This window comes from Actinosynnema sp. NPDC002837 (assembly GCF_040295345.1).
Taxonomy (GTDB): domain Bacteria; phylum Actinomycetota; class Actinomycetes; order Mycobacteriales; family Pseudonocardiaceae; genus Actinosynnema.
In genome coordinates, this window is sequence record NZ_JBEOVG010000029.1 from 24,646 (window position 1) to 49,115 (window position 24,470).

Consider the following 24,470-nt stretch of genomic DNA (forward strand, 5'->3'; position numbering starts at 1 on the left):
GCGTGATACCGGACCACTGGTGAGGCCCGGCATTCCACGGCAATTTGTATTGTCGATCCGGGCTTACTCGGCGCCGAGCGGGACCAGACCCTGGGCGATGCCGCCGTCGACCGGCAGCTCGATCCCGGTGGTGAAGGTCGCGCCGAACGCCAGGAACAGCGATGCCTGCGCCACCTCCTCCGGCGTGCCGATGCGACCGAGCGGGGTCAGCGCCGCGCCCGCCGTCTCGAACTCCTCGCGGTACTCCGGGCTCGCGGTGGCCACACCCATGGTCGGGGTCCTGATGAACCCGGGGCTGACCACGTTGACCCGGATGCGCCTCGGCAGCAGTTCGGCCGCGAGCACCTGCGCGAACGCCCGCACCGCCGCCTTCGCGCCGGAGAACGTCGACATGCCGGGGGTACCCGTGCCGTCCGCGACCGCGGTCGTGAAGACCACAGCGCCGCCGTCGGAGATCAAGGGCAGCAGTCGCTGCACGGTGAAGAAGGCGCCCTTGGTGTTGATGGCGAAGGTCTTGTCGAAGCCGGCCTCGGTGACCGAGTCGAACGGTTCGATCTCGGCGAACCCGGCGTTGATGTGCAGGTAGTCGACCGTGCCCAACTTCTCCTCGACCAGCTTGGCCAGGACCTCGATGTCGGCCAGGTCCGTGGTGTCGGAGCGCACCACGTGCGCCTTCGACCCCAGTTCGCGCTGCGCCGCCTCGACGTTGCGCTCGTTGTAGCCGGTCGTCAGCACCTCGGCACCACCCGCGAGCAGCGCCTTCACGATGGCCAGCCCCATCCCGTGGGTGCCACCGGTGATCACGGCCCTCTTGCCAGTGAACATGTGCGGAATCTCCTGTTCAGCTCCGCTGAGCGAATGATGCGCGTGCTTCGGGCAAGAATCACACGCGGCAGACGATTGATCAACTACTGATAAAAAAGTCAGTACTTACCAATTGGTCAGTGTGCGTTTTTCATCGTGGATGACGGCGGGTCCCGACGTGGTGCAGGACGAGGACGGCTGCGGTGATCGCGGTGGCCCGGTGTGGGCGCCCGGTCGACCGCCTTCCGGTCGCGTGGCAGTCGAGGGCGTGGCGCTTGAGCGGAGTGCGCACTGTCGCGCCTCGCGTACGTAGCGCCAGGCGACTGGGATCGAGCCGCCGCCCACGGGACCGTCGCTTTCCGGTCGGCGGAGCACAACTCCGGGACCGGTCGTCCCGGAGCCGCTGCTCAGTCCCGGCCGAGCAGGCCGGCGACGTGGCGGGCGGCCACGATGCCGGACTCGATCGCGCCGTCGACGCAGCCGCTCCAGCCGTTGGCCATGTCACCCGACGCGAACGCCACCCGGCCCTGCGGCCGCTGGATCTCGTGCATGGTGGTGAGCTGGCCCGGCTGGCGGTAGGCCCAGCCACCCCCGCTGAACTCGTCGCGGCCCCAGTCGTGGAGCTTGTAGTCGATGACCTCGGCCCGCGGCTCCAAGTGGCGCACGGCGTCTTCGACCTGCTTGCGGTCGTTGACGTCCACCCCTTCCTCGACGCAGAAGCCCACGACGAGGTGGGTGCCGTCGGGCAGCACGCGGTGCGGGAAGAGCCCGATGAACGCCGCGCCCTCTTCGCCCTGCGCGTAGAACGCGCCCTCGAAGTCACCGCGGAGGTGCAGTGCGAGCTTGACCGCGTTCGGCACGCCGATGGTCTCGGTGCTGGCCCGCAGGTGGGGCTCGGGCAGCGCCGGGCTGAACTCGATGTTCTTCCACACGTTGACCGGGACCGTCACCACGGCGGTCGACGCGGTGAAGACCTCGCCGGACGCCGCCGTCACGGTCACCGCGGCGCCGTCGGCGTGCACGGCCTTGACCGCGGTGTTCAGCCGTAACTCGCTCCCGGCGACGTCGGAGGCCATCAGCTCCGCGAGCTTCTGCATGCCCACCTCCAACCGGAGGTTGAAGATGGCGTCGAAGCCGATCAGCTGGAGCCCGCCCATGGCCCACCAGTGGCCGGGCATGGTCAGCGCGCCGCGGGAGCTGCGGCCACCGGACTCGCCCGACGCCCAGCCCCACAGCAGGTTCTCGTCCTCGGGCGACAGCTCCAGCTCCAGGATGCGGTCGCGGAGCGAGAGCTTGTCGACCTCGGCCAGCTTCTCCGCCCGGAACCACGGGTCGTGGGGACGCTCGAAGTACTCCTCCCAGCCCGCGAAGAGCCGCTCCAGCAGCTCCTGCTGCCGCGCCAGGACCTCCTCACCCGGGTAGGTCTTCATCCGGCCGTCGGCGCCGGGGAAGTTGGCGAACACGGCCTTCTCGTCGGGCACGATGCCGAGGCCGTAACGGGTGATCTCGGTCCACACGTGGGGCTGGGTCCAGTGGACCCACGCGCCGCCGAGCTCGACGAGGTGACCGGCCAGCGTCTCGGTGTAGGCGCGACCACCCACCCGGTCCTTGGCCTCCAGCACCAGTGTGCGCTTGCCCTGCGAGCCGAGTTCACGCGCTGCGGTTATGCCGGCGAAGCCGGCTCCGATGACTATGGTGTCGTAGTGCGCGGTGGTCACGCGTTCCTCCTGAGGTACTCGAAGTGGGACCGGTCAGTCCACGGTGGACATCACGCCGCGATGCCCGGACCCCCTGTCCTCACACCGGACCCCGAGACCGTAACCAGGTGCCGACCACCGGCCGCTCATCGTCGGTAATGGACCGTCCACTTTCGACTCAGAGCCGCTCCCTCCCGGGAACGCCGCAGGGGGCGGACGGCAGCTGCCGTCCGCCCCCTGCGGGACGTTCCCCCTCGGTCGCTAAACGCGCTCCAGGACCACCACGGGGATATCCCTGGACGCGGTGGCCTGGTAGGTGTCGTACGCGGGCCACAGCTTCGTCATCAGGGCCCACAGCCGCGGCTTCTCCCCCGCGTCCGCCGTGCGCGCACGCGCGGTGAACTTGTCCGAGCCGACCTGGACGAGCACCTCCGGGTTGGCGACCAGGTTGAGGTACCAGTCGGGGTGCTTCGGGCCGCCGCTCATGTGGGAGGCGACGATGACGTAGCGCTCACCGTCCTTCGTGTAGAACATGGCGGTCCTGCGGAGCTTGCCGCTCTTGCGCCCCGTGGTGGTCAGGACGAGGTTCGGGACACCCGCTTCCAGGTGACCGTCGCGCCCGTCGCTGGCGAGGTACCGCGCGACGTGCTCGGCGACCGCCGCGTACGGGCTGTCGGTGACCGGCTCCGCGCCGGGCTCGTTCATCTGTGCTCCTCATGGGTAACCGGGGACGGGGGTGGAACGCAACTCCGGGTAACCGGTTGTGCGACCACTGTAGCGATATCCGGCCGGCGGAGGACGCCACCACCGCGCGTTGGCCCGGCGGCGCGCGGTCCGATCCTCAGTGGACTGCGACGTGCGGGCGGCTGGGCGGGGGCGCCGACCGTGCGACGGCCGTGCCGCCGTCAGCCGGCGCCGAACGCCTCCAAGGGGGCCACCCGCCGGAACGCGCCCTCGAAGAACAGCAGCCCGGAGCCCTCCGCGGCGGTCTCGGCGTCCAGCACGGTCCCGACGATCACCGAGTGGTCGCCCGCCGGGTGGACGGCGCTGACCTCGCACTCGAGCCACGCCAGCGCGCCGCCGATCAGCGGTGCCCCGGTGCGGGGTCCGGGACGCCAGGTGAGCGGATCGAACTGCGCGTGGCCGTCCGGTCGGCGCTTGTCCGCGAAGTGGCGGGCGACCTGCTCCTGGTCCGCGCCCATCACCGACACCCCGAACGCGCCGGTGGCGGTGAGCGCGCCGTGCATCACCGCGGACTGCGCGACGCAGCACAGCACGAGCGGGGGTGTCAGCGACACCGAGCCGAACGCGTTCGCCGTCATGCCGCGGAGGTGCTCACCGCCGACGGTGAGCACGACCACGCCGGTGGCGAACCGGGACATGACGCGACGCAGGACGTCGGGCGCCACGGCGCCGCCGACCGTGCGGGACGGCACCGGGGAGGTGTGCGCGGACATGCCTTGCCTTCCTGTGCGTACTCGGTCTGCCGGCCGGCCCGCTTGGCGCAGGAGTTCGACGAGCAGGCCGGGTGCGGTGGGGAACGTGCGGCCCGCCGGGCTCACACCTGCCAGGCGCCGTTGGCGACGGCGTTCTTGGCGTACTCGGCGAAGCTGATCGGTTCGCGACCGAGAGCGCGCTGCACACCGTCGGACAGGTGGGCGTTCTTGCCCTCGCGGATCTGGCCGATCAGGTCGGCCAGCAGCTGGGCGTACTCGCGCGGTGCGCCGACGGCGACCAGGTCGTCGACGTACTGCTCGTGCGTGACGGCCTCGTAGCGGATCTCGCGGCCGGTGGCGCGGGCGATCTCCGCGACCGCTTGGCCGAAGGTGATCGCCTCGGGACCGGTCAGCTCGTAGACCTGGCCCGCGTGACCCTCCTGGGTCAGCGACGCCACGGCGACCTCGGCGATGTCGTCGCAGTCGATGAACGGCTCCAGGCCGTCACCCGCGGGCACTCGCAGGTGACCGGCCATGATGCTGTCGAGCAACACGCCCTCGTCGAAGTTCTGCGTGAACCACGTCGGCCGCAGGATGGTCCACTCGAGACCGGACGCGCGGACGATGTCCTCGCTGCCGGTCAGCGACTTGCCACCCGCCTCCTCATCGGTCCGGGCCTGGAGCAGGGTCACGCGCTCGACGCCGGTGGCGACGGCCTTCTCGCAGAACGACCGCACCGAGACCGCCGGGTTCCACTCCACCGCCTCGTCGACCAGGTCGACCATGTAGACGGCCCCGACCCCGTCGAGGGCCGCGTCCCAGGTGCTCTCGTCGTGCCAGTCGAAGGTCGTCTCGCCGCTGCGGCTCGCGGCGCGCGCGGTGAACCCGCGGGCACGGAGCCGTGCGACAACCCGCTTTCCGGTCTTGCCTGTTCCACCGAGCACCAGGATGGGTTTGTTGGTCGTCATGACCATCAGTGAAGCAGCGCTGCGGTACTCGTTCGAGATGGCGGGAAAAGTATTCTCCACCGTTTGGTCATCGACGGTCGCGGGCGGGTCGGAGATCGGTAACCGGCTGCTCATCGGCTGGTCAGCGCCTCCGCGGGGAGTCGCGCGACCTGCGGGGTTACCGCGCAGTGATTGCGTGTTGGACACCTTCGCAACGTGCCTCGGTAGCTTTGGCGGCAAGCGTCGACAACCCGCCGGTGAACGGCCCGGGGGTGGGACGCGTTCGGCGCCGGCGACCAAGCCGGGCGACCTCGCCGTCATACCCGTGCGAAAGCGCGAAGGAGGCATGGTGACCACGACCGACACCGCCCGTCCGGCGGTTCTGGAAGCGGTGCGGGACCTCGTTTCCACACTGCGCGCCAACGGCGCGGAGGCGGACGCGAACGGCTGGATCCCCCAGGAGAACATCGACCTGCTGGGGCAGGCCGGTGTCTTCGCCATGGCCGTGCCGAGTCGGTTCGGGGGCTTGGACCTGCCGCTGGCCGAGAAGGCCGCGGTGCTGGCCGAGATCGCGCGCGGGTGCCCCTCCACCGGCTGGGTGTCGATGGTGTGGGTGAGCACCGCGTGGATGGTGTCGCTGTTCCCGGACAAGGCGCAGGAAGAGGTCTACGGCTCGGGCGCGGTCCGCGTCTCCGGTGGGTTCACGCCGGGCGGCACGCTGACCCCGGTCGACGGCGGCTACCGGCTCAGCGGCACGTGGCGGTTCAACACCGGCGCCAAGGCCGCCGACTGGAACATGATGGCCGCCATCGTGGAGGGCCCGGACGGCCCGGTGGGCGAGTCCGTGGCGCTGGTGCCGCTGTCGGACATGACCCTCGCCGACGACTGGGACGTGTCGGCAGCACGCGGCACTGGCAGCGTGAGCAGCACCGCCACGGACGTCTTCGTCCCGGCGCACCGGGTCGCGGACGCCGAGAAGGCCGTGCTGGGGACGCTGGACGACCGGTCGAACACCGGCGCCACCGGCCGCGACTACTGCCTCTACCCGTTGGTGCTGGCCGAGTCGCTCGCCGCGTTCGTCGGCATGGCGCGCGGCGCGTACGAGCTGTTCGTCGACCGGCTGAACGGTCGCGGCATCTCCTACTCGAGCTGGACCGACCAAAGCGACCACCCGCTGACCCACGTCCAGGTCGCCACCGCGGCGAACAAGATCACCGCCGCCGAGGCGATGCTCGACCGCATGGTCGGCCTGGTCCAGCGCCGCGCCGACGAAGGCGTGCAGCCCACGTGGGAGGAACGCGCGGACATCCGCGGCCAGAGCGCGTTCGCCATCGAGCTGGCCAAGGAGGCCGTGGACCTGCTCTACAGCGCCAGCGGTGCCACGGTGATCGCGCGCAACGTCCCCCTCCAGCGGTTCCAGCGCGACGTGCGGGGCATGGCCCAGCACGGCCTGCTGAACGCGACCACCAGCCTGGAGGTGCAGGGCCGCGTCCTGCTCGGGTTGGACCCCCGGAACTACTTCCTCTGATCCGGCCCCGTCCGGCGGGACCGGGCAAGAGTCACCGACCGAGAGAAAGCGAGCAGCCGCTCATGACGGCGCAACTGGATCTGGACAACCTGGAACTGACCGACGACCCGGAGGTGCAGAACGCGGTCTTCCTGGCCGCCTTCAACTCCGGCAAGGGCGCCATCTTCGACAGCCTCTACCGCGACGACGCCATCTCGAACCTGACCGGCGCCCCGCGCACGGGCGCCGACCGGACCGCCGCGATCACAGAGCTCCTGGCGCGCAACCCCAAGCTGGACTCCACGGTGAAGTACGCCTACGTGGCGGGCGGGCACACGTCGTTGATCGTGGTGGACTTCCGACTGGAGGTCACCGACGACGACGGCAAGCCGGTGCGCATCAACGGCATCTGCACCGACGTCCTGATCCGCGAGCCCGACGGCAAGTGGATCATGGCGGTCGACCGCCCCGTCGCCCTGGAGACCATCCCGCTGTGAGGGTTGCCCGGTAAGGGTTCTCTGACGGCACCGCGTGTCCGGGCCGCTGCGGCCCGGACACGCGGTGTCGTCGTACCCGGGCGGTGCGGTGGTCCCGTCTCCGAGCGGAACGGTGCCGTGCCGGCCCTGTCGGCAGGGCGGAGAACGGTGGTGGTGGCACGATCACCACCACCACCGCGGGTCAGCGGGCCAGGTAGTCCAACTCCGGCTCGATCATGGGCGCAGGGGTGACGAGGCGCGACGCCTTGCCGCCCCTGCGCGGTTCGACCGCCCGCTCTCCGCCGTCGCCGAAGAGCGGGTCCAGGGTGATGGTCGTGGCTTGCCGCTTCCCACTGCCCCAGGCCGGCCTGCGGTCCAGCAGGCGCGGCTGCGCGGTGGCGACCACGAGGAGCGGCACCGTGCGAGGGGTCTCGACGAGGGCCTCCACCGCGTCCATCACGGCGGGGTGGGCCAGGTGCAGGTCGTCCACCGCCATCATCACCGGTTTGGTGAGCGCGATGTCCTCCACGAACAGCCGCCACGCTCGCAGGACCTCGCCGACGTTCGACCCGGCGGCGCCGTCGCGCTCCGGATCGACGCAGTGGCGCAACCAGTAGCGCAGCGACCGGAACTCCTCGTCGTCGGCCACCACCTGGTCGAGCACGTACGACAGCTTGGCCGACACCGTGGCCGAGGAGTCCCCCGGGTTGATGCCGCAGTACTCCACGACGATCTGGCTGGGCAGGGCCAGCGGGTCGTGCCCGCACCGCACCGACGGCCGTCCGACCAGGACGGTGGCGTCTTCACCCTTCTCCAGTCGGCGCACGAACTCCATGAGGAAGTGCGTCTTGCCGATGCCCTCCTCGCCCAGGATGGTCGCCATGTCCGGACGGGCACGGTGGCGGACCCGGTCGAACATCCCGGCCAGCAGGTCCATCTCGCGCTCGCGGTCCGCGAACGGCAGGGCGTTACCCGCCGGCGGGTCGCCGAGGGTGGCCGACTCGCCGTTGCGAGCGACCCGGTACGTGAACAGCGATCTGGTCATCCACAACGTCCGCCCGCACACCCGGACCTCGCCCGCCGGCACGTCGGCCAGCAGGCACTGCGCCTGCTCGACGAGCGTGCCCGCGACCACCACGGCCTCGCCGGAGCGCGAGTACCTGACCGTGGCCTCGCCCGTCACGATCGCGGCGGTGACCTCGGGCCGGAGCCCCGGTGCGACGCGGCTGCCGAGGATTTCGGCCAACCCGTCCACGGCGCGGACCGCGCGTTCGGCGTGCCCGCCGCCGTGCGGGGCGTCGAACAGCACGGCGGTGACCGAGCCGATCGACGCCAGGATGAGGCCGCCCTTCGCCTGCACGGCCCGGCGCACGTCGACGGCGATGATGTCGAAGTGGACGTCCATGCGCTGGGCGGGGACGACATCGTCCGCCACCGCCGGGCGCGCACGGACCAGCAGCACGCTCACGGTCTGCCGTGCCGGCCTACTGTCGGGGCGATCCGGCTCGGCGGGCTCGTCCGCGACCTGGACGCGGCCCGGTTCGAGCGCGGGCGGTGCGGGCGGAACCGGTTCGGTGGCGGGCGCCACCGACTCCGCCTCGGTCGACACCACCGCGATCCGCTCAGCCGGGGTGAGCGCCGGGTCGTGCGTGAGAATGGCCTGCTGCAGCGCCCGCAAGCCGTGGCCGGGTTCCAGACCGAGATCGGCCAGCGCGGCTCGCGTCCTGGTGAAGACGGTGAGCGCGTCGGCGTGCCGCCCGCAGCGGTAGAGGGCGAGCATGAGCTGGCCGCACGAGCGCTCGCGCAGCAGCTCGGTCTCCACCATGGTCTGCAGCGGCCCCAGCACCGCGTGGTGACGCCCGCAGGCCAGCTCGGCTTCGAACAGGTTCTCCATGGCGTCGAGCCGCGACTGCTGCACCGCGGTGAGTTCCGGCCAGTTGACGCCGGACTCGACCAGATCCGCCAGCACCGAACCGCGCCACATCGACAGCGCCTCGCGCAACACCTCCGTCGCCCTGGCGGGTTCACCGCTCGTGAGCAGCGCCTGGCCCTCGGAAGCCTGACGCGTGAAGCGGTGCAGGTCCACCTGGTCGACGTCGAGCCGGAGCACGTAGCCCGGCGGCTGCGTCACCAGGCTGGGCGCTCCCTCCTCACCGCCGTAGGCGGAGAGGACGGTCCGCAGTCCCCAGACCGCGTTCTGCAGGATTTTCCGCGCCGAGGTCGGCGCGTCATCACCGGGCCACAGCGCCCGCAACAACTGGCTGGTGGCCAGCACCTGGTTGGCCTGCAGCAGCAACAGGCCGAGGGTGGCGCGCTGCCGAGCGCCTCCCAGCGGGATCGGGTGGCCATCGTCGTCTAACGCCGTCAGCGGGCCTAACATCTGAAACCGCATCGTGTCCCCCAAGCCTACGATTCGTCTTCAGGCAGTCGTGTCCGACCACCAAGCGGCCTCGTGGTCGCCCGGCTGCCGGACCGACCCCACCGATCCGATATGCGCGTGGACGACGCCCCAAATAAGGCCATTACGGTTGCGGCACAAATCCGTTGATGTCAACGACCATTGACCTCCACCGGAGTGCAAATTCAGCTTACCACGCCGGAAGTGCACGTCCCGGCTAACGCCACAAGGCTCCGACGAGACGCTTCGGTGTCGGATATCGCAATTCCACGGAGTCCGCACCGGCGATTAGGACGTGAAGACCGGCGCGAATGACACTACACACCCGGACACGCTGAGTCACCTGTTTCGGCCCCATTGATCCGAACAGGTGAAACCCGAAGCGGCGCCCCTCGGCTGCGCCGAGCCGCCGCTCGTATGCACGATCCCGACCTGCGGACAACCTTGCTAACATCAGTCGGGATAGACCTGATAGGTGTGGTCCCGAAGCCGGAAATCGGGGTGGTGTCGGCGACGAGGGTCTCTCGCGGCCCGCCGTGCGGACCGGCGGGATGGCGCCACTACCAGCACAGGGGTCGCCACTGCGGAAGTCCGCGCCACGGGGTTCGCGACCTCGTCCGCCCTGCGGGCCCGATCCGGGTCACCCCCACGACAGAGGTGCCCCGGCGACGAAGACTGCCGGCATCTGGCGCTGGTCCCGCTCATCGATCCTCCGTCCGGCATCCTCGACATCACCGCAGCAACCGTTACACAATGCTCCGCACGCTCGTTACAGTATCCGGTGTTCAGGTGCGGACAAGTACTTACGGGAAGGTAAGCACTTACCAAGTCGTCAGGGGGATGAACATGAAGACCAAGAGTTACGTCTGCGGATTGGACGCCGCAGTGGACCTTATTGCGGGCAAGTGGAAGGTACTCATAATCTGGGCCATCGCCGACGAGAGCAAGCGGTTCGGCCAATTGAGGCGACTCATTCCGGGAATCAGCGAGAAAATGCTCTACCAGCACCTGCGGGAAATGGAGGCGGACAACCTGGTCCGCCGCGAGGAGTTCGACGAGGTACCCGCCCGGGTCGAGTACTCCCTGACGCCACTGGGGCACTCGCTGAACGCCGCACTGGAGCCGCTGAACGAGTGGGGCGCCCGCAACATGGCCTCCGGCGACCCCGCCGCCTGCGGTTACCGCTGACCACAACGACCGCTTGGCCGCCATGACCCCCTCGGTCACGGCCCGTGAGCCAGAACGACCCGCGGGGCGGGGACTCCGGCGCCCACCCCGCGGGGGCACGTCAGCAGACGACCCCGGCCGCTTGGCGGAAACTTCCTCACCAACTGCAACTGTCGCAATTAACTGCCCGAACTGTCGAGGGCTACCGCTTTGCCGCACGACACCGATCCACCGGGACGCTCGACCGCCGAGAATAGGGCAATCCTGACATATCGCCGGACGGAAGTGACCTACTTCCGCAGGTTGCGCGAAGCGGGCCCGGCCATTGCCGCGCGTTGGGCCCACCACCGATCGACACGAGCTGGTGATCCAGTACGCGCACGGCAGGTGCCTGACGAGTGTCCTGATCACCACGCCCGGCCCGCTTGACACCCGACCGCGGTCTCCGTCGCCGACCCACCGGGGAGCGGTGCGCACCGCTCCTCCGCAGACGTGCGCACGACGACCAGGCGTCGGGTGGCGCGGGTCAGGGCGACGTACCGCTCGGCCGGTGTCATGCGGTCGGGGTCGACCACGACGACGGTGTCGAACTCCAGGCCCTTGGCCGCACGCGGCGTGAGGGGGCCGGCCGGTGCGATCACGGCGAACGTGCCGGTGGGCGGGCGGAACGACTCCGGGTCGGCGCCGGTGACTTCGAGCGGCGCTTCGCCGTGCCGCACGGACGTCGGCGGGACGGCGGTCGGGTCCACTTCGGCCAGCGCGCCCGCGGCGTAGGCCATGATCTCGGCGGGAGTGCGGTAGTTGACCGTGAGCCGGCGGTACTGCCAGCGGTCGCGGGCGAGGGGTTCGAGCACCGTCCGCCAGTCGCGGGCGCCCGCGGCGGATTGGCGTTGGGCCAGGTCGCCGACGACGGTCATGGACCGGTTCGGCCCGCGCCTGGCCAGCAGCCGCCAGTCCATTTCGGACAGTTCCTGCGCCTCGTCGACCACGATGTGGCCGTAGGTCCACTCCCGGTCGACGGCGGCGCGCTCGGCGAGGACGCGGTGGTCGACGGCGGTGTGGCGGTCGGCCAGCCACTCGGCGTCGACCAGGTCGACGGCCCGCAGCTCGTCCTCGTGCATGGCCTGGTCGGTGTCGATGACGTGCAGCACGCCCTGCGCGTACTCGACGGCCCGCCTGCGCTCCCGCGCCGCGCGTCGTTCGGCCCGGCCGTCGGAGCCGAGCAGTTCGGCGGCCTCGTCCAGCAGCGGCACGTCGGAGACCGTCCACGCGTGCGGGTCGTCGCGGTGCAGTTCGGGGTGGCCGAGGGCGGAGCAGCGGCCCGCGTAGAGGTCGGCGAGGAGTTGCTGCGGGGTGAGGATCGGCCACAGCGCGGTGGCGGCCCGCCGCACGTCCGGGTGGCCGGCGAGTTCGCGGCGCACGTCGGCCGCGAGTTCGGGCCAGTCCTCGCCGATGAGGTCGAGCGCCGGTGCGACCAGCGCGTCCACGAGGGCCTCGTGGAACAAGGGCTGGGCCTCGTTGTGCTTGAGCCCGGCGGCGCGCGCCCGTTCCCTCGCCCAAGCGGCGATCTCGGCGGTGAGCGGAACGGTGACGTCCTCCAGTTCGACCGGGATCGGCTCGACGGGCGTCTCCTGCCGGTCGGCGATGGCCGCCACCAGCAGGTCGACGGCCGTGAGGCCGCCCTTGAGGGCTTGGAGCTCCGGGGTGTCCTCGCGTTCGGTCCGCACGCCGGGGAACAGCTCGCCCGGCGTGGCGAACACGACGTCGGTCTCGCCGAGGGACGGCAGCACGTCGCCGATGTACCGCAGGAAGCCCGGGTTCGGGCCGACCACCAGCACGCCGTGGCGGGAGAGCCGGTCGCGCTGCGCGTAGAGCAGGTAGGCCACGCGGTGCAGCGCCACCGCCGTCTTGCCCGTGCCCGGCCCGCCCTCGATCACCAGCACGCCCCGGTGCGGGAGGCGGATCACCTCGTCCTGCTCGGCCTGGATGGTCGCCACGATGTCGCGCATGGTGTCGGAGCGGGGTGCGTTCAACGCGTCGAGCAGCGCTTTCGAGGTGAGCTGGAGCTCGTCGTCGTAGAAGCTCTCCAGGTGCTTGCCCTTGGTGCGGAAATGGCGGCGCAGCGTCACTCCTTCCGGGTTCGCCGCGGTCGCGGTGTAGAACGGGCGGGCGGCCGGCGCGCGCCAGTCGGTCAACAACGGCTCGTAGTCGCGCTCGGTGTCGAACAAGCCGATCCGGCCGACGTAGACGCGGTCCTCGGTGGTGTCGATGCGGCCGAAGCACAGGTTCTCCTCCGCCACGCCCAGGCGGCTGACCTGCTCGGACAGCGTTCGGACGGCCACTTCGCGGTGCCAGCGCTGCTCGTGGCCATCCTTGAGCGCGGCATCCAGCTCCGCTCGCGCGGCGGCCCGCTCCAGCTCCAGCCGGTCGTGCAGGAAGGCGATCCGCCGCTGTTCGGCCGACAATTCACCGGTGGTCACGCTTGCCCCCTGTGATATACTCGAACCATCTCCAATTCCGCCATTTCCGGCGAAGTCAACCTTTATGTTTACCACGTTTTCGTGAGCGTTTCGCGGGGACCCTGTCCCGCGTCGCCCGATCGCGTGAAATGATCGGTGATGTGGAATCCGACGAGTTGGTGGTCGCCGTCGCGCAGCACGCGCCCGTGCCCGGTGACGTGGCGGAGAACGCGCGCCGTGCGGCCCTCACGGTCGCCGAGGCGGAGGGCGCCGGCCTGGTGCTGTTCCCGCTGCTGTCGCTGACCGGCTACGACCTGGACCGGCTCGCCGATCCGGCGTGCTGGGTGACGGCCGACGACCCGAGGCTGGACGTGGTCCGCGAGGCGTGCCGGGCGCACGGGGCGACGGCGGTGGTCGGCGCGGCGTGGCTCGGGCCGGACGGTCGCCGGTTGCTGGCGTCGGTGGCGCTGGCCCCGGACGGTTCGGTCGAGGTGGTCGGCAAGCAGTACCCGAGCCGGGCGGAGCGGGAGCTGTTCGAGCCGGGTGAGCCCGCGCCGCCGCTGGACGTCCGCGGGTGGCGGGTCGCGCTCGCGGTCTGCTACGACGCGGCGGTGCCCGAGCACGCGCTGGAGGTGGCGCGGCGGGGCGCGGACGTCTACGCGGTGTCGGCGCTGTACACCGAGGGCCAGGAACGGCGGCTCGACGTGCACCCCGCCGCCCGTGCGATGGACCACCGGATGTACGCGCTGGTGGCGAACCTGGCGGGCGCGGGCCCCGGTTGGCGCTCGTGCGGCGGCAGCGGGGTGTGGCACCCGGACGGGCGGCGGGTGGTCGAGGCGGGCACGGGCCCGCGGGTCGTGACGGCGCGGTTGGACCGCGCCGAACTCGACCGGGTGCGGGCGGACGACGCGAAGGCCGGTTATCGGGGGTAGGCATGGGGATCCTGGACGGCAAGGCCGTGATCGTGACCGGCGCGGGTCGCGGGTTGGGCGAGGCGTACGCGCGGCACGCGGCGGCGGCGGGCGCGCGGGTCGTGGTGAACGACGTCGAGGGTGCTCCGTCGGTCGTCGCCTCGATCGTGGACGCGGGCGGCGAGGCCGTGGCGCACACCGGGTCGGTGACCGATCCGGCGGTCGCGCAGGCGCTCGTGGACTTGTGCGCGTCGTCGTTCGGGCGGGTCGACGGGCTGGTGAACAACGCGGGCGTCACGCACTTCGCCGAGCCGTGGGAGGACGAGCCGGACGTGCTGCGCTCGGTGGTCGAGGTGAACGTGCTCGGCACGATGTACTGCGGCACGGCGGCGGCGAAGGTGATGCGCGGCGGCTCGATCGTGAACGTCGTGTCGGGCGCGATGCTGGGCCGCGCCGGCGCCGCGGCCTACTCGGCGTCGAAGGGCGCGGTGGCGTCGTTGACCCTGTCGTGGGCCGGTTCGCTGGCCGCGCGGGACGTCCGCGTCAACGCCGTCGCGCCGCTCGCGTGGACCCCGATGATGGACCTCGACCCCCGCGCCGAGGAGATCAGCTCGCGGGACCAGACGCCCGACAGGATGGCGCCTTTGGTGACGTACCTGCTCAGCGACCTGGCCGGCGGCGTGACCAGCCAGCTGATCCGCTTCCTGCCGGACAAGCTGCACGTGATCTCGCAGTACGCCGTGAAGCAGCCCGTGCTGACCCGCGACTCGTGGGACGTGGACGCCATCGCCGCCGCCTTCGACTCCGACCTGACCCCGGAACCCCCGGGCCGCGCGAGGTGGCAGGTCTGAGCCGAGGGCTCGCTACGCGGTGGACGGTTGGGCGACGCGCTGCCGCCGCAACGGCACGATCAGCGGGGTGTCGGTCTCCGGGTCGGCGATCACCCGGCACGGCAGGCCGAACACGTCCTCCACCAGCTCGGCGGTCACGATGTCGGCCGGCCTGCCCTGCGCCACCACGCCGACGCCGGGCTTCATCGCGATCAGGTGGGTGGCGTAGCGGCACGCCTGGTTCAGGTCGTGCAGCACGGCGACGAGGGTGTGGTTGCCGTCCTCGTGCAGGTCGGCGCACAGGTCGAGCACCTCGACCTGGTGGGCGATGTCGAGGAACGTGGTCGGCTCGTCCAGCAGCAGGATCGACGTCTGCTGCGCCAGCACCATGGCCAGCCACACGCGTTGCCGCTGCCCGCCCGACAGCTCGTCCACCAGGCGGTCGGCCAGGTCGTGCACGCCGGTCATCCGCATCGCGCCCGCGGTGACCTCCTCGTCCTCGACGGACCACTGCCGCAGCAGCCGCTGGTGCGGGTAGCGGCCCCGGGCCACGAGTTCGCCGACGGTGATGCCGCCGGGCGCGATGGAGGTCTGCGGCAGCAGGCCCAACCGGCGGGCGACCTCCTTGGAGCGGTACGTCGAGATCGCCTGGCCGTCGAGGTACACCGCGCCGGCGCGCGGCTTGAGCATCCGCGCCAACGCCTTGAGCACGGTGGACTTGCCGCAGGCGTTGGGGCCCACGATGACGGTGAACGAGCCGTCCGGGATCTCGACGTCCAACCCGGACACGACGACGCGCTCGTCGTAGGACAGCGTCAGTCGCGCACCGCGCAGTCGTCCGGTCGGCTCCGCCTCGGGCACGGTCACGTCGTGCTCCCCTTCCGCCACTCGTGGGCCAGCAGCCACACCAGGTAGAGCCCGCCGATCGCGCCGGTGGCGATGCCGACCGGCAGCTGGGTCGTCGGGAACAGCCGTTGCACCGCGAAGTCGCTGACGACCAGCAGCAGACCCCCGGTGAGCGCCGAGGCGGCCAGACCGGGTCCGGACGCGCCGGTGAGCCGTCGGGCGACCTGCGGCGCGGCCAGGGCCACGAAGCTGATCGGCCCGGCGGCGGCCGTGGCGACGGCGGCCAGGCCGACGCTCACCGCGAGCAGCGCCAGGCGGGTCCGCTCGGCGTTCACCCCGAGGCCGGTCGCGGCGCTGTCGCCCATCTCCAGCAGCGCCAGCCGCCGGCCGAGCGCCAGCGCGCACGGCAGCAGCACGGCCAGCACCGCGGCGACCACCTGGGCCTGGTCCCAGCCCCGGTTGTTCAGGCCGCCGACCAGCCACGCCTGCGCGGCCAGCGCGCTCTCCAGCGTGGCCCGCGTGAGCAGGTAGGAGTTGGCCGCGAGCAGCATCGCGCTCACGCCGATGCCGATGAGCACCAGCCGGAAGCCCTGCACGCCCTGCTTGAGCGCCAGCAGGTAGACGGCGGTGGACGTGAGCAGGCCCGCGACGGTCGCGCCGAGCGCGGTGGCCGCCATGCTGCCCTGCGCGAGCACGAGGACCGCGATCGCGCCGGTGGCCGCGCCCTGGGTGAAGCCGATGATGTCGGGGCTGGCCAGCGGGTTGCGGGACAGGCTCTGCAGGATCGCGCCGCTGAGCGCGAGCGCCGCGCCGACCAGCAGGCCGGTGATCAGGCGTGGCAGGCGCAGCGTGAAGACGACGAAGTCGGCGTAGCCGTCGCCCTGCCCGACGACCGTGGCCAGCACCTCGCCGACGGTGAGCGGGAAGTCGCCGGTGACCATGGTGGCGACGGCGGCGGCCGCGGTCAGCAGCACGATGGCCGTGCTGACGAGCAGGGCGCGTTCGCTGATCCGCAGCGAGACGGCAGGGGTGCGGATGGTCTTCACAGCGTGGCCAACTTCCGACGCCGGCACAGCGCGATGAACACCGGCGCGCCGATGAACGCGGTGATGATGCCGACCTCCATCTCCTGCGGCGCGATGACGACGCGGCCGACGATGTCCGAGCCGAGCAGCAGGACGGGCGAGAGCACCGCGGAGTACGCGAGCACCCAGCGCTGGTCGCTGCCGCCGATCATGCGGGCCACGTGCGGCACGGTCAGCCCGACGAACGCGATCGGCCCGGCGGCGGCGGTCGCGGCGCCCGCCATGAGCGTGACGGCGAGGACGCTGAACGCGCGCGTGCGGTGGACGTTCGCACCGAGCGCCTTGCCGGTGTGGTCGCCGAGCGCCAGCACGTTGAGGTTCCGGGCGAGCAGGAACGCGATCAGGATGCCGGGCAGCACGAACGGCGAGACCTGGCCGATCAGCTCGAAGTCGCGGCCGGCGAGCGAGCCGACGTTCCAGAACCGGAACGAGTCGAACGTGTGCGTGAACAGCAGCAGGATCGCCGAGACGTAGGCGTAGAGCACGGCGGTCATCGCCGCGCCGCTGAGCACCAGCCGGTCGGGGGTGGCCGTGCCGCGGCCCGCCGCGCCCAGGACGTAGACGACGGTCGCCGTGCCCGCCGCGCCGAGCAGCGCGAACCACACGTACCCGGTGGGGCTGGTGATCCCGAAGAACGCGATGGCGGACACGATCGCCGCCGCCGCGCCCATGTTCACGCCGAGCAGGCCGGGGTCGGCCAGCGGGTTGCGGGTCAACGCCTGCATCACCGCGCCGGACAGGCCGAGCGCCGCGCCGACCAGCAGGCCGAGCACGGCCCGCGGCACGCGGACGCCGCGCACGATGGCCGCGTCGCCGGTGCCGTCGTCGGCCAGCAGCAGGGCGAAGGTGTCGGCGAACGGGATGCTCTTGGTGCCGATCCACAGGCTGAGCAGCACGATCAGGCCCAGCACGCCGATCGACACCAGCAGGCCGACCCCTCGCACCGCGTCGCGCGACACCCGCACCTCCCCGAAGTTTAGGTAAGGCTAACCGACACATCGGGTGAGTCGATCGTCCGGTTAGCCTCGGCGACGTGGACGAGGACGAGGCAGCCGCGTGGCGCGGGCTGGCGGCGCTGCTGCCGCCCGACCGGGTGAGGGACGTGCTCGAGTGCCGGGACATCGGCGAGCAGGAGGCCGGGATCGACCTGCTCGTCACCGGCCTGGTCGACGGCGACGTGGCGATCAGCGGGGACGAGCGGGCGGGCATCGCCGTCATCGCCGAGGTCTGGGGCGTGCGCGAGTCGGTGGAACCGACCCTGCGCCGCTGCCGGTCCCGCGACGGCGGCCGGGTCCGGGTGGTCGACGGCGAGCCGGTCGCGGAGGACGGCCTCGTCGTGGTCCCGTGGCTCGCGTGCACCGGCTGCGATCGCGTCCTGGGCCGCGTGCACCGGCGTGAGCCATGGGGCGACCTGTCGTACGAGGCGGTGCGCTACGTGCTGCCGCCGCGGCTGTTCGGTCCCGAGGAGGCCTGGGCGGCGTTCACCGCGCTGGTCTCCTGCGTCCACCGGTGATCGGCCGGCGACGGGTGGTCAGCTGAGGGCGAGCGCGACGATCGCGACGAGTGCCGGGGTGATCTGCGCGATCGTGCCGCCGACCCCGGCGCCCTTGGGGCGGCTCAGCGCGAGCCGGTCCGACACGCCGAGGCCGATGCCGGCCAGGACCATGAACCCGCACGTGTAGAACACGAGCGCGCGGCCGACCGCTTCGTCGCCCGTGTTCAGCGCGATCAGGCCGGCGATCGTCCCGGAGCCGAGGAACAGGTTGTACAGGCCGACGTTGAACGACCACAGCCGGACCGGTTCGACGTCCTCGGTGGGCACCTTGAACACGCCCCAGTGGACGCCGGGCCGCCGGAACAGCAACGTCTCCCACACGAACACCAGCACGTGGATCCCCGCCGCCACCCCGGCGGCGACCTGGGCGACGGCGTTCACGACGACCACTCCCCCTCGAAGCCCTGGCGGGCGGTGCGCAGGTGTGCCTCCATGGCCCGACGGTAGGAGCGGTCCGCGACCGGCCGCCATCCCGGAAATGTGGGATGGAAGCGCGGCCGTCACCGGCGCATACTCCGAGCATGTGGGAAGGCCGGGCAGTCGGCGCGCGGCGCGAGATCGCCGCGCTGGCCGCGGCGGGCCTCGGGGTCGCCGAGCTGCACCGGGCCGCGATCGACGTGGTCGAGCGGGTCGTGCCGACCGACCTGACCTGCTGGGCGTCGCTCGACCCGGACACCGCCGTGATCAGCACGATGACCAGCGGCCCGAACGCCATCCCCGCCGAGTACGAGCCGCTGCTGGCGGCCTGCGAGTACGGCGGCGACGAGCCGCACACGTTCGCCGAGCTGGCCCGCCGCCCGGAGCCGGTGGCGCGGCTGTCGGACGTGCCGCGCCGCGACGGCGCCCGCAGCGGCAGGCTCAACGAGGTGTGGCGACCGCTCGGCCTGAGCCACGAGCTGCGCGTGGTGTTCCGGGTGGACGGCACGTGCTGGGGCGCGGCGGGCCTGGTGCGGCGCGGCGAGTTCACCGACCGGGAGGTCGACTTCGTCGCCTCCGTCGCGCCCGCGCTGGCCGCCGCGACGAGGGTGGCGGCGCGGGGTGGGAACCCCCGGGCCGGTGGCGAGCCGGCGATCGTGGTGGTCGGCCCGGACGGCGAGCCGCGTGCGGCCACGGCGGCCGCCCGGACCTGGCGGGAGGAGCTGGACGCGATCGCGCCCGGCCGGTTCGCGCTGATGCTGCGTGCCGTGGTGACCGGGGCGCGGGCGGCGCCGTCCGGCACGTTCCGGGCGCGCGTGCGCGACGCGTCCGGCGGCTGGGTCCTGCTGCAGGCCTGCCGGTTGATCGCGGAGGACGACCGCGAGACGGTGGTGACCGTCGAACGGGCGTCCGGCGCCGAGCTGCTCGGCCTGCTCCTCGCCGCCTACGGCCTCACCGCCCGGGAGCGCGAGGTGTGCCACGAGGTCATCGCCGGGCGGTCCACTTCGGACATCGCGGCCCGGCTCGTCATCTCCGCGCACACCGTGCAGGACCACTTGAAGTCGGTGTTCGGCAAGGTCGACGTGCGCAGCCGCGGTGAACTGGTCGCCAAGCTCCGCCCCGCAGAGGAGACACCGTGAAAGCCGTTGTGCTGAGCCGCTTCGGCGGGCCCGAGAGCCTGCGCCTGGACGAGGTCGAACAGCCCGGGCCGGGGCCCGGCCAGGTGCGCCTGCGGGTGCGGGCGGTCGGGGTGAACCCGTACGACGCGAAGGTCCGCGCCGGCGCCATGGAAGCGTTCTTCAGCACGCCGCTGCCCACGATCCTCGGCGTCGAGGTCGCGGGCGTGGTCGACGCGGTCGGCTCGGAGGTCGACGGCTGGTCGGTCGGCGACGAGGTGCTCGGCTGGTCCGACACCGGCGCGTACGCCGAGTACGCGCTGGCCACCACGGTCGCGCGCAAGCCGGAAGGGCTGTCGTGGGAGCACGCCGTGACGCTGCCCGTGGCCGTCGAGACCACCGACCGCGTGTTCGGCCTGCTCGGCGTCGAGCCGGGCGAGACGCTGCTGGTGCACGGCGCGGCGGGCGGTGTCGGCACGATCGCCGTGCAGCTGGGCGTGCTGGCGGGGCTGCGGGTCATCGGCACCGCCGGCCCGGCCAACCAGGAGCACGTCGCCGCGCTCGGCGCCACGCCGACGACGTACGGCGAGGGCCTGGTGCGGCGGGTGCGCGCGTTGGCGCCCGAGGGTGTCGACGCGGTGTTCGACGTCGCGGGCAAGGGCGCGCTGCCCGCCTCGATCGAGCTGCGCGGCGGCACGGACCGCATCGTCACCATCGCCGACGGGGCGGCCGCCGCCGAGCTGGGCGTGGTGTTCACCGAAGGGCCGCCGCGGCGGTCCGCCGAACGCCTGGCCGAAGTGGCGGATCTCGCCGCGAAGGGCGAGCTCGTCACCACCGTCGGCCGGGCGTTCCCGCTGGCCGACGCCGCCGCGGCGCACCGGGCCGCCGCCGAGGGGCACGGGCGCGGGAAGCTCGTGCTGACCGCCTGAGCCCTGGACACTTGGTCACACCTGCCTGTAACACATGGTTGACAAGTACCGGCAGGAGTCCGAGGAGGTCCGATGGCGGCACGGGACATGGATCGACGCGCGTTGCTGCGCCACGCCGGGGCGGCGGGTGCGGTCGGGGCGCTCTCGACGCTGTTCGGTAACGTGCCCGCGATGGGTCAGCCGGCGACGACTCCGTTCGACCTGCACTTCGCGGTGGCGCACAAGCACCGCCCGTTCGACCTGGTCGCGCCGCGGTTCGTGCAGTACGACAGCGCGATCACACCACCGGTCACCACGGCGGACACGCTGGTCGGCACCGGTGTCCGGCCCCGTGCGCCGTTCGGGTCGGTGCTGGTGGAGGTGCAGCGCGCCGAGGGCGTGGTGGTGGCGGGCCTGGCCGGCGGCGGCACGTCCGTGCTCGGCACGCTCGACGCGACCACCGGCAAGGCGACGATCGAGGTGACCACCGGCGGCGCGACGACCACGCTGAAGTCCGCCGACGTGCGCGTGACCGGCGCGTTCCGGTTCGCCGTCGTGGTCAACGAGAACGCGGTCACCGTCCTGGTCGACACCACCGGCACGGGCACCGGCTGGCAGCCCGTGCTGACCGAGCGGGACGGCGTGCGCGCGCTGGTCGACCTGCGGGTGCCCGCGGTGCTGGGCGGCCTCGACTACGCCTACGGCGGGCGCGGCGGCGACGTGCGGCTGGGCCGGGTGCGCGCGGGCTACTTCGGCCAGGCCGGCGTCCGCGACCCGCACGTGGTGCAGCACGCCGACGGCAGGCCGTTCATCCGCGACGGCAAGCTGTACCTGACCATGACCAACGCCGGGCTGGGCTTCTTCCAGCAGGCGCACTGGGCGGTGTGGACGATCGACCTGGCCGACCCGTCCCGCCTGGAGCAGGTCGCGATCCTGTTCTTCGAGCGCGACGGCGTGGTGCTGGGCGACCACGCCGGGCAGGTCGTGTACGACGACCGCACCGGCCGGTTCATCCTGCTCATGAGCTCGTGGGGCGACTTCGCGTTCCGGGGCGTGCACATCCGGCACGCCGCGACCACCGCGAACGTGCTGCGCGGCGTGCACGTGCTGCGCACCGAGCGGCTGCCGCTGCCGACCTCCGTCAGCTCGTGGGACCCGGCGCTGACCCGCGTGAACGACCGCTGGCACCTCGCGTTCGTGGAGAGCGAGGCGCAGCAGCCCGCGTTCGTCTTCCACCCGGCGCTCGCCGTCGCCGCCCCCGGCGCGGACTACACGCGGACGCGGCTGGTCGGCGCGGACACCGCCGTGGACCAGACCGAGGGCACGATCATCCAGCGGGTCGGCCGCGAGTGGTACCTCTTCGCCAGCGACGGCGACGCGCGCAACTACCCCGTGTACGACCTGGCGATGCGCAAGCTGGGCACGCTCGACGCGCCGTACGGCACGAACATCCCGCACCCGATGCTGCTGCCGGTCGGCCGCGAGTGGTGGCTGATCACGTTCGACGGCACGCAGTACGCCGAGCACGTGCTGGGGTACGGCGGTCACGGCGACCTGATCGTGATGCGCAGCCCGGCCCCCGGCCGCGGCTAGCCGGGGGCGGGCGCGCGCACTACCCCTGCAACTGCTTCTCCTTGGCGAAGAACTCCTTGATCAGGTTGTCGCGCACCCGTGCGCCGTCCGCGGCGTACGGGCCGCCGGGTCCGGTGAGCTGCTCGATCTGGTCGAGCAGGACCAGGTTCTGGTCCCGGTGGGCGGGGTTCGGGGTGAGCTGCTGCCCGTTGAGGGTCACCGGGTTGCCCTGGACGTAGTCGCGCAGGCCGTTCCAGTCGGTCGGGGGTTGGCCCGGCGGCGGCTGGTAGGCCAGTCGCGGCGGGTTGCCGTTGGCGTCGTGGTGGGCGTTCTCGTTGACCAGCACGTTCTGGTACTCCAGCAACGTGTTGTGCGAGTTGTGGTGGTTGAAGCCGTGCTCGTTCTGCCTGGCGTGCCCGACCTCGTGCACCAGCGTCGCGTTGTCGTTGTGCTGGTCGTCGAGCATGAGCAGGTTGCTGTCGCCGTTGTAGGCGCCGCCGCCCTGCATGTCGAGGGCGTCCTTGGCCGGGGTGCCGGCGAAGTCCGGGTCGGCCATGAGGTCCGGCGGGAAGCCCATCATCTCGCCGAGGGTCATCCCCTGCTGCTCGGGGGTGAGGCCGTGGCGGTTGCCCGGCGGCAGGTCCATGACCGGCGTGTCGAGGGTGTACGGGCGGCCGTCCGGCCGGTTGCCCGTGGGCACGACGACCGCGCCGACGTCGTTGTTCACGCCGAGCTGCTGCCGGATGTCGCCGATGCGGTCGCCGATCGGCCTGGGGTCCGGGTTCGGCATCGGCGTGGCGTTCGGCGGTGGCGCCATCGGGCCGTCACCGGTCACCTCGGGAGGCGGCGGCACGGTGCCGTTGTCGCCGTCGGCGCGGTCGCCCTGACCGCCCGTGCCGCCGTCGGAACGCCCGCCCGACGAGCCGGGCGGTCCCTGGTAGACGTCGTTGTCCTGCCCGATGCTGTTCAGGTCGTCGGTGATGTCGCTGTCGGTCGTGCGCATCGTCTCGGCCGAGTCGCGGACCTTCTGGGCGGCGTTGGCGGCGGCGTCCGCGGCGGCCTTGGTCGTGTCCGCGCCCTGGCTGATCGTCGTGTTCAGCGGTGACGCGATCATGCTGCCGAACGCGCCGTACGCGTCGGCCGTGGCCTGGTGCGAGCCGAGGTTCTGGCTCGTCGTGGTGAGGCCGGCGCCCAGGTTGTCGAGGTTCTGCGCCTGCCAGTCCAGGTTGTCCAGGCTCATCGCGCTGCCGTTGTCGCTGATCTGGTAGAAGTCCGAGAACGGGTTGGGCGAGGGCGGCGGGCTGACCTCGTACCGGTCGCTGAACGGGTTGCTGGTCGTGCTGGTGGTGCTGTCCGGGCTGCCGGGCGGCGGCGTGGAGCCACCGCCTCCGTGGCGGGCCATCAGACGGCCGCCTTCGACTGGTCCGGCGCGCCGCTCTTGCCGTCGCCGTAGAAGTCGCCGTACCCGCCGCCCGCCTTGACCGACTCGTGCACGATGCCGCCCGCGTCGCCGAACCGCGAGAAGCCCTGCGCGATCGAGCCCATCGAACCGCCGAGCTTGCCCAGCCGCGCGGCCTGCCTGCCCAGCGCGGCGATCAGCTTGGCGATCCGGGCGCCGATCTGCACGGCCAGCGCGGTGGCCGCCCCGACCGCGTACCCGATGAACCCGACGATGGACGCGCCCAGGGTGAACACCGCGGCCGCCGCCGCGATCAACGCGCCCTTGACGAGCTGGGCGAGCAGGCCGGCGATCAGGTCGCGCACGATGTCGCGCAGGATGATGATCAGCGTGCCGGTCACCGCCGTGACGCGCGCCGTGCCGTCCACGACCTCGGCCAGCGAGTCCAGCTCGCCGCCGAGCCGGTCCATGCTCTGCCTGAACGCCTCGGCCGCCTTGCCCTCCCAGCCGGTGAACTGGTCCATCGCCGTCTTGTGCAGCTCGGCCTGGTCGCGGATCTGCTTGGCGTCGGCCTTCACCAGCTCGATGTGCGCCTGAATGGCGTCGCGGTCGCCCATCAGCATGTCCAGCGGCTCGCGCAGGAAGCTGACGTGCTCGATCAGCCACCCGATCCCGGCCGCGAGCAGCGTGCCGATCGGGTCGATCGCCAGCGCCACCGTCGAGGCGACCACGTCGATCGCGCCGAACGTGATGTCCAGCACGCGTTCGGTCTCGCTCTGCGCGTCACCCTCGATCGTCTTGACGAAGCTCGCGTAGCTCTCGAAGATCCCGGCTCCGGTCCACTGGTCGGTCATCGCCGGCCCTCCCCGGCCGCGTCGCCGCCGTGCCCTCGCGTTCCCACGGAAATCTCTCCCCCTGCTCGGATTCGTTCAGGTGACAGT

22 protein-coding genes are annotated in these 24,470 nt (G+C 71.8%); 9 read left to right on the forward strand and 13 right to left on the reverse strand.

The genetic code is table 11. From position 1 onward, the window contains the following. Positions 1-63: 63 nt before the first annotated feature. From ABTZ99_RS20890 to ABTZ99_RS20910, 5 genes are all read right to left on the reverse strand, one after another. Complete coding sequence (locus ABTZ99_RS20890) at positions 64-825, reverse strand: SDR family oxidoreductase (RefSeq protein ID WP_498773371.1); 762 nt, start codon at positions 823-825, stop codon at positions 64-66. Positions 826-1,211: 386 nt separating this feature from the next. After that, positions 1,212-2,522 (reverse strand): flavin monoamine oxidase family protein, encoded by a 1,311-nt coding sequence (locus ABTZ99_RS20895; RefSeq protein ID WP_498773369.1) that lies wholly within the window; start codon positions 2,520-2,522, stop codon positions 1,212-1,214. Between the two features lie 240 nt (positions 2,523-2,762). Beyond that, a complete protein-coding gene (locus tag ABTZ99_RS20900) occupies positions 2,763-3,206 on the reverse strand; it encodes a nitroreductase family deazaflavin-dependent oxidoreductase (protein ID WP_498773367.1) in 444 nt (147 codons plus the stop codon). Between the two features lie 200 nt (positions 3,207-3,406). Further along, positions 3,407-3,958: a flavin reductase family protein gene (locus tag ABTZ99_RS20905; protein ID WP_498773365.1), complete on the reverse strand. Its 552-nt coding sequence runs from the start codon at positions 3,956-3,958 to the stop codon at positions 3,407-3,409. A gap of 101 nt (positions 3,959-4,059) precedes the next feature. Beyond that, positions 4,060-4,905, reverse strand: coding sequence for an NAD(P)H-binding protein (locus ABTZ99_RS20910; protein WP_498773363.1), 846 nt, complete (start codon positions 4,903-4,905; stop codon positions 4,060-4,062). Positions 4,906-5,233: 328 nt separating this feature from the next. Between ABTZ99_RS20910 and ABTZ99_RS20915 the strand changes: the two genes are divergently transcribed. Then, the gene (locus ABTZ99_RS20915) at positions 5,234-6,412 is read left to right on the forward strand and encodes an acyl-CoA dehydrogenase family protein (protein ID WP_499613116.1); all 1,179 of its coding nucleotides are present in this window, start codon (positions 5,234-5,236) and stop codon (positions 6,410-6,412) included. Between the two features lie 62 nt (positions 6,413-6,474). Then, complete coding sequence (locus ABTZ99_RS20920) at positions 6,475-6,888, forward strand: YybH family protein (RefSeq protein WP_499613119.1); 414 nt, start codon at positions 6,475-6,477, stop codon at positions 6,886-6,888. 181 nt (positions 6,889-7,069) lie between these two features. On the opposite strand, the gene ABTZ99_RS20925 is transcribed toward ABTZ99_RS20920, so the two are convergent. Continuing rightward, the gene (locus ABTZ99_RS20925; protein WP_499613122.1) at positions 7,070-9,163 is read right to left on the reverse strand and encodes an ATP-binding protein; all 2,094 of its coding nucleotides are present in this window, start codon (positions 9,161-9,163) and stop codon (positions 7,070-7,072) included. An 855-nt stretch (positions 9,164-10,018) separates the two neighbouring features. Here ABTZ99_RS20925 and ABTZ99_RS20930 point away from each other — a divergent pair. Next, entirely contained in the window at positions 10,019-10,453 is a 435-nt protein-coding gene (locus ABTZ99_RS20930; protein ID WP_498773356.1) for a winged helix-turn-helix transcriptional regulator, read from the forward strand. Between the two features lie 386 nt (positions 10,454-10,839). On the opposite strand, the gene ABTZ99_RS20935 is transcribed toward ABTZ99_RS20930, so the two are convergent. Further along, positions 10,840-12,912, reverse strand: a complete 2,073-nt coding sequence (locus tag ABTZ99_RS20935) for a UvrD-helicase domain-containing protein (protein WP_499613125.1) — start codon at positions 12,910-12,912, stop codon at positions 10,840-10,842. A gap of 140 nt (positions 12,913-13,052) precedes the next feature. Between ABTZ99_RS20935 and ABTZ99_RS20940 the strand changes: the two genes are divergently transcribed. Both ABTZ99_RS20940 and ABTZ99_RS20945 read left to right on the forward strand, forming a co-directional pair. Then, positions 13,053-13,823, forward strand: a complete 771-nt coding sequence (locus ABTZ99_RS20940) for a carbon-nitrogen hydrolase family protein (RefSeq protein ID WP_499613128.1) — start codon at positions 13,053-13,055, stop codon at positions 13,821-13,823. A gap of 2 nt (positions 13,824-13,825) precedes the next feature. Next, on the forward strand, positions 13,826-14,653 hold the full coding sequence (locus ABTZ99_RS20945; protein WP_499613131.1) for an SDR family NAD(P)-dependent oxidoreductase: 828 nt from the start codon (positions 13,826-13,828) through the stop codon (positions 14,651-14,653). Between the two features lie 12 nt (positions 14,654-14,665). Here ABTZ99_RS20945 and ABTZ99_RS20950 read toward each other — a convergent pair whose 3' ends face one another. From ABTZ99_RS20950 to ABTZ99_RS20960, 3 genes are read right to left on the reverse strand one after another with little or no spacing between them, the layout of a single operon-like run. Further along, complete coding sequence (locus tag ABTZ99_RS20950) at positions 14,666-15,499, reverse strand: ABC transporter ATP-binding protein (protein WP_498773348.1); 834 nt, start codon at positions 15,497-15,499, stop codon at positions 14,666-14,668. Beyond that, positions 15,496-16,524 (reverse strand): FecCD family ABC transporter permease, encoded by a 1,029-nt coding sequence (locus ABTZ99_RS20955; RefSeq protein WP_499613134.1) that lies wholly within the window; start codon positions 16,522-16,524, stop codon positions 15,496-15,498. Before ABTZ99_RS20955 ends, ABTZ99_RS20950 begins: the two co-directional genes overlap by 4 nt. Continuing rightward, positions 16,521-17,522: a FecCD family ABC transporter permease gene (locus ABTZ99_RS20960; RefSeq protein ID WP_499613199.1), complete on the reverse strand. Its 1,002-nt coding sequence runs from the start codon at positions 17,520-17,522 to the stop codon at positions 16,521-16,523. The genes ABTZ99_RS20955 and ABTZ99_RS20960 overlap by 4 nt, the downstream gene beginning before the upstream one ends. A gap of 74 nt (positions 17,523-17,596) precedes the next feature. On the opposite strand from ABTZ99_RS20960, the gene ABTZ99_RS20965 reads away from it, so the two are divergent. Further along, complete coding sequence (locus ABTZ99_RS20965; protein WP_499613137.1) at positions 17,597-18,076, forward strand: hypothetical protein; 480 nt, start codon at positions 17,597-17,599, stop codon at positions 18,074-18,076. An 18-nt stretch (positions 18,077-18,094) separates the two neighbouring features. Here the strand turns inward: ABTZ99_RS20965 and ABTZ99_RS20970 are convergent, their stop codons facing one another. Then, positions 18,095-18,499, reverse strand: coding sequence for a DUF1304 domain-containing protein (locus ABTZ99_RS20970; protein ID WP_499613140.1), 405 nt, complete (start codon positions 18,497-18,499; stop codon positions 18,095-18,097). Positions 18,500-18,639: 140 nt separating this feature from the next. Here ABTZ99_RS20970 and ABTZ99_RS20975 point away from each other — a divergent pair, with 140 nt between their 5' ends. The 3 genes from ABTZ99_RS20975 to ABTZ99_RS20985 all read left to right on the forward strand — a co-directional run bounded on the left by ABTZ99_RS20975 (position 18,640) and on the right by ABTZ99_RS20985 (position 22,151). Continuing rightward, entirely contained in the window at positions 18,640-19,674 is a 1,035-nt protein-coding gene (locus ABTZ99_RS20975; RefSeq protein ID WP_499613143.1) for a helix-turn-helix transcriptional regulator, read from the forward strand. Further along, on the forward strand, positions 19,671-20,579 hold the full coding sequence (locus ABTZ99_RS20980; RefSeq protein ID WP_498773338.1) for an NADP-dependent oxidoreductase: 909 nt from the start codon (positions 19,671-19,673) through the stop codon (positions 20,577-20,579). Before ABTZ99_RS20975 ends, ABTZ99_RS20980 begins: the two co-directional genes overlap by 4 nt. Before the next feature lie 72 nt (positions 20,580-20,651). Then, positions 20,652-22,151, forward strand: a complete 1,500-nt coding sequence (locus ABTZ99_RS20985; protein ID WP_498773336.1) for a hypothetical protein — start codon at positions 20,652-20,654, stop codon at positions 22,149-22,151. A 19-nt stretch (positions 22,152-22,170) separates the two neighbouring features. Here ABTZ99_RS20985 and ABTZ99_RS20990 read toward each other — a convergent pair whose 3' ends face one another. Together ABTZ99_RS20990 and ABTZ99_RS20995 are read right to left on the reverse strand one after the other, a co-directional pair. After that, positions 22,171-23,532, reverse strand: a complete 1,362-nt coding sequence (locus tag ABTZ99_RS20990; protein WP_499613148.1) for a hypothetical protein — start codon at positions 23,530-23,532, stop codon at positions 22,171-22,173. Further along, on the reverse strand, positions 23,532-24,383 hold the full coding sequence (locus ABTZ99_RS20995) for a WXG100 family type VII secretion target (RefSeq protein ID WP_498773332.1): 852 nt from the start codon (positions 24,381-24,383) through the stop codon (positions 23,532-23,534). The genes ABTZ99_RS20990 and ABTZ99_RS20995 overlap by 1 nt, the downstream gene beginning before the upstream one ends. Positions 24,384-24,470 lie beyond the last annotated feature (87 nt).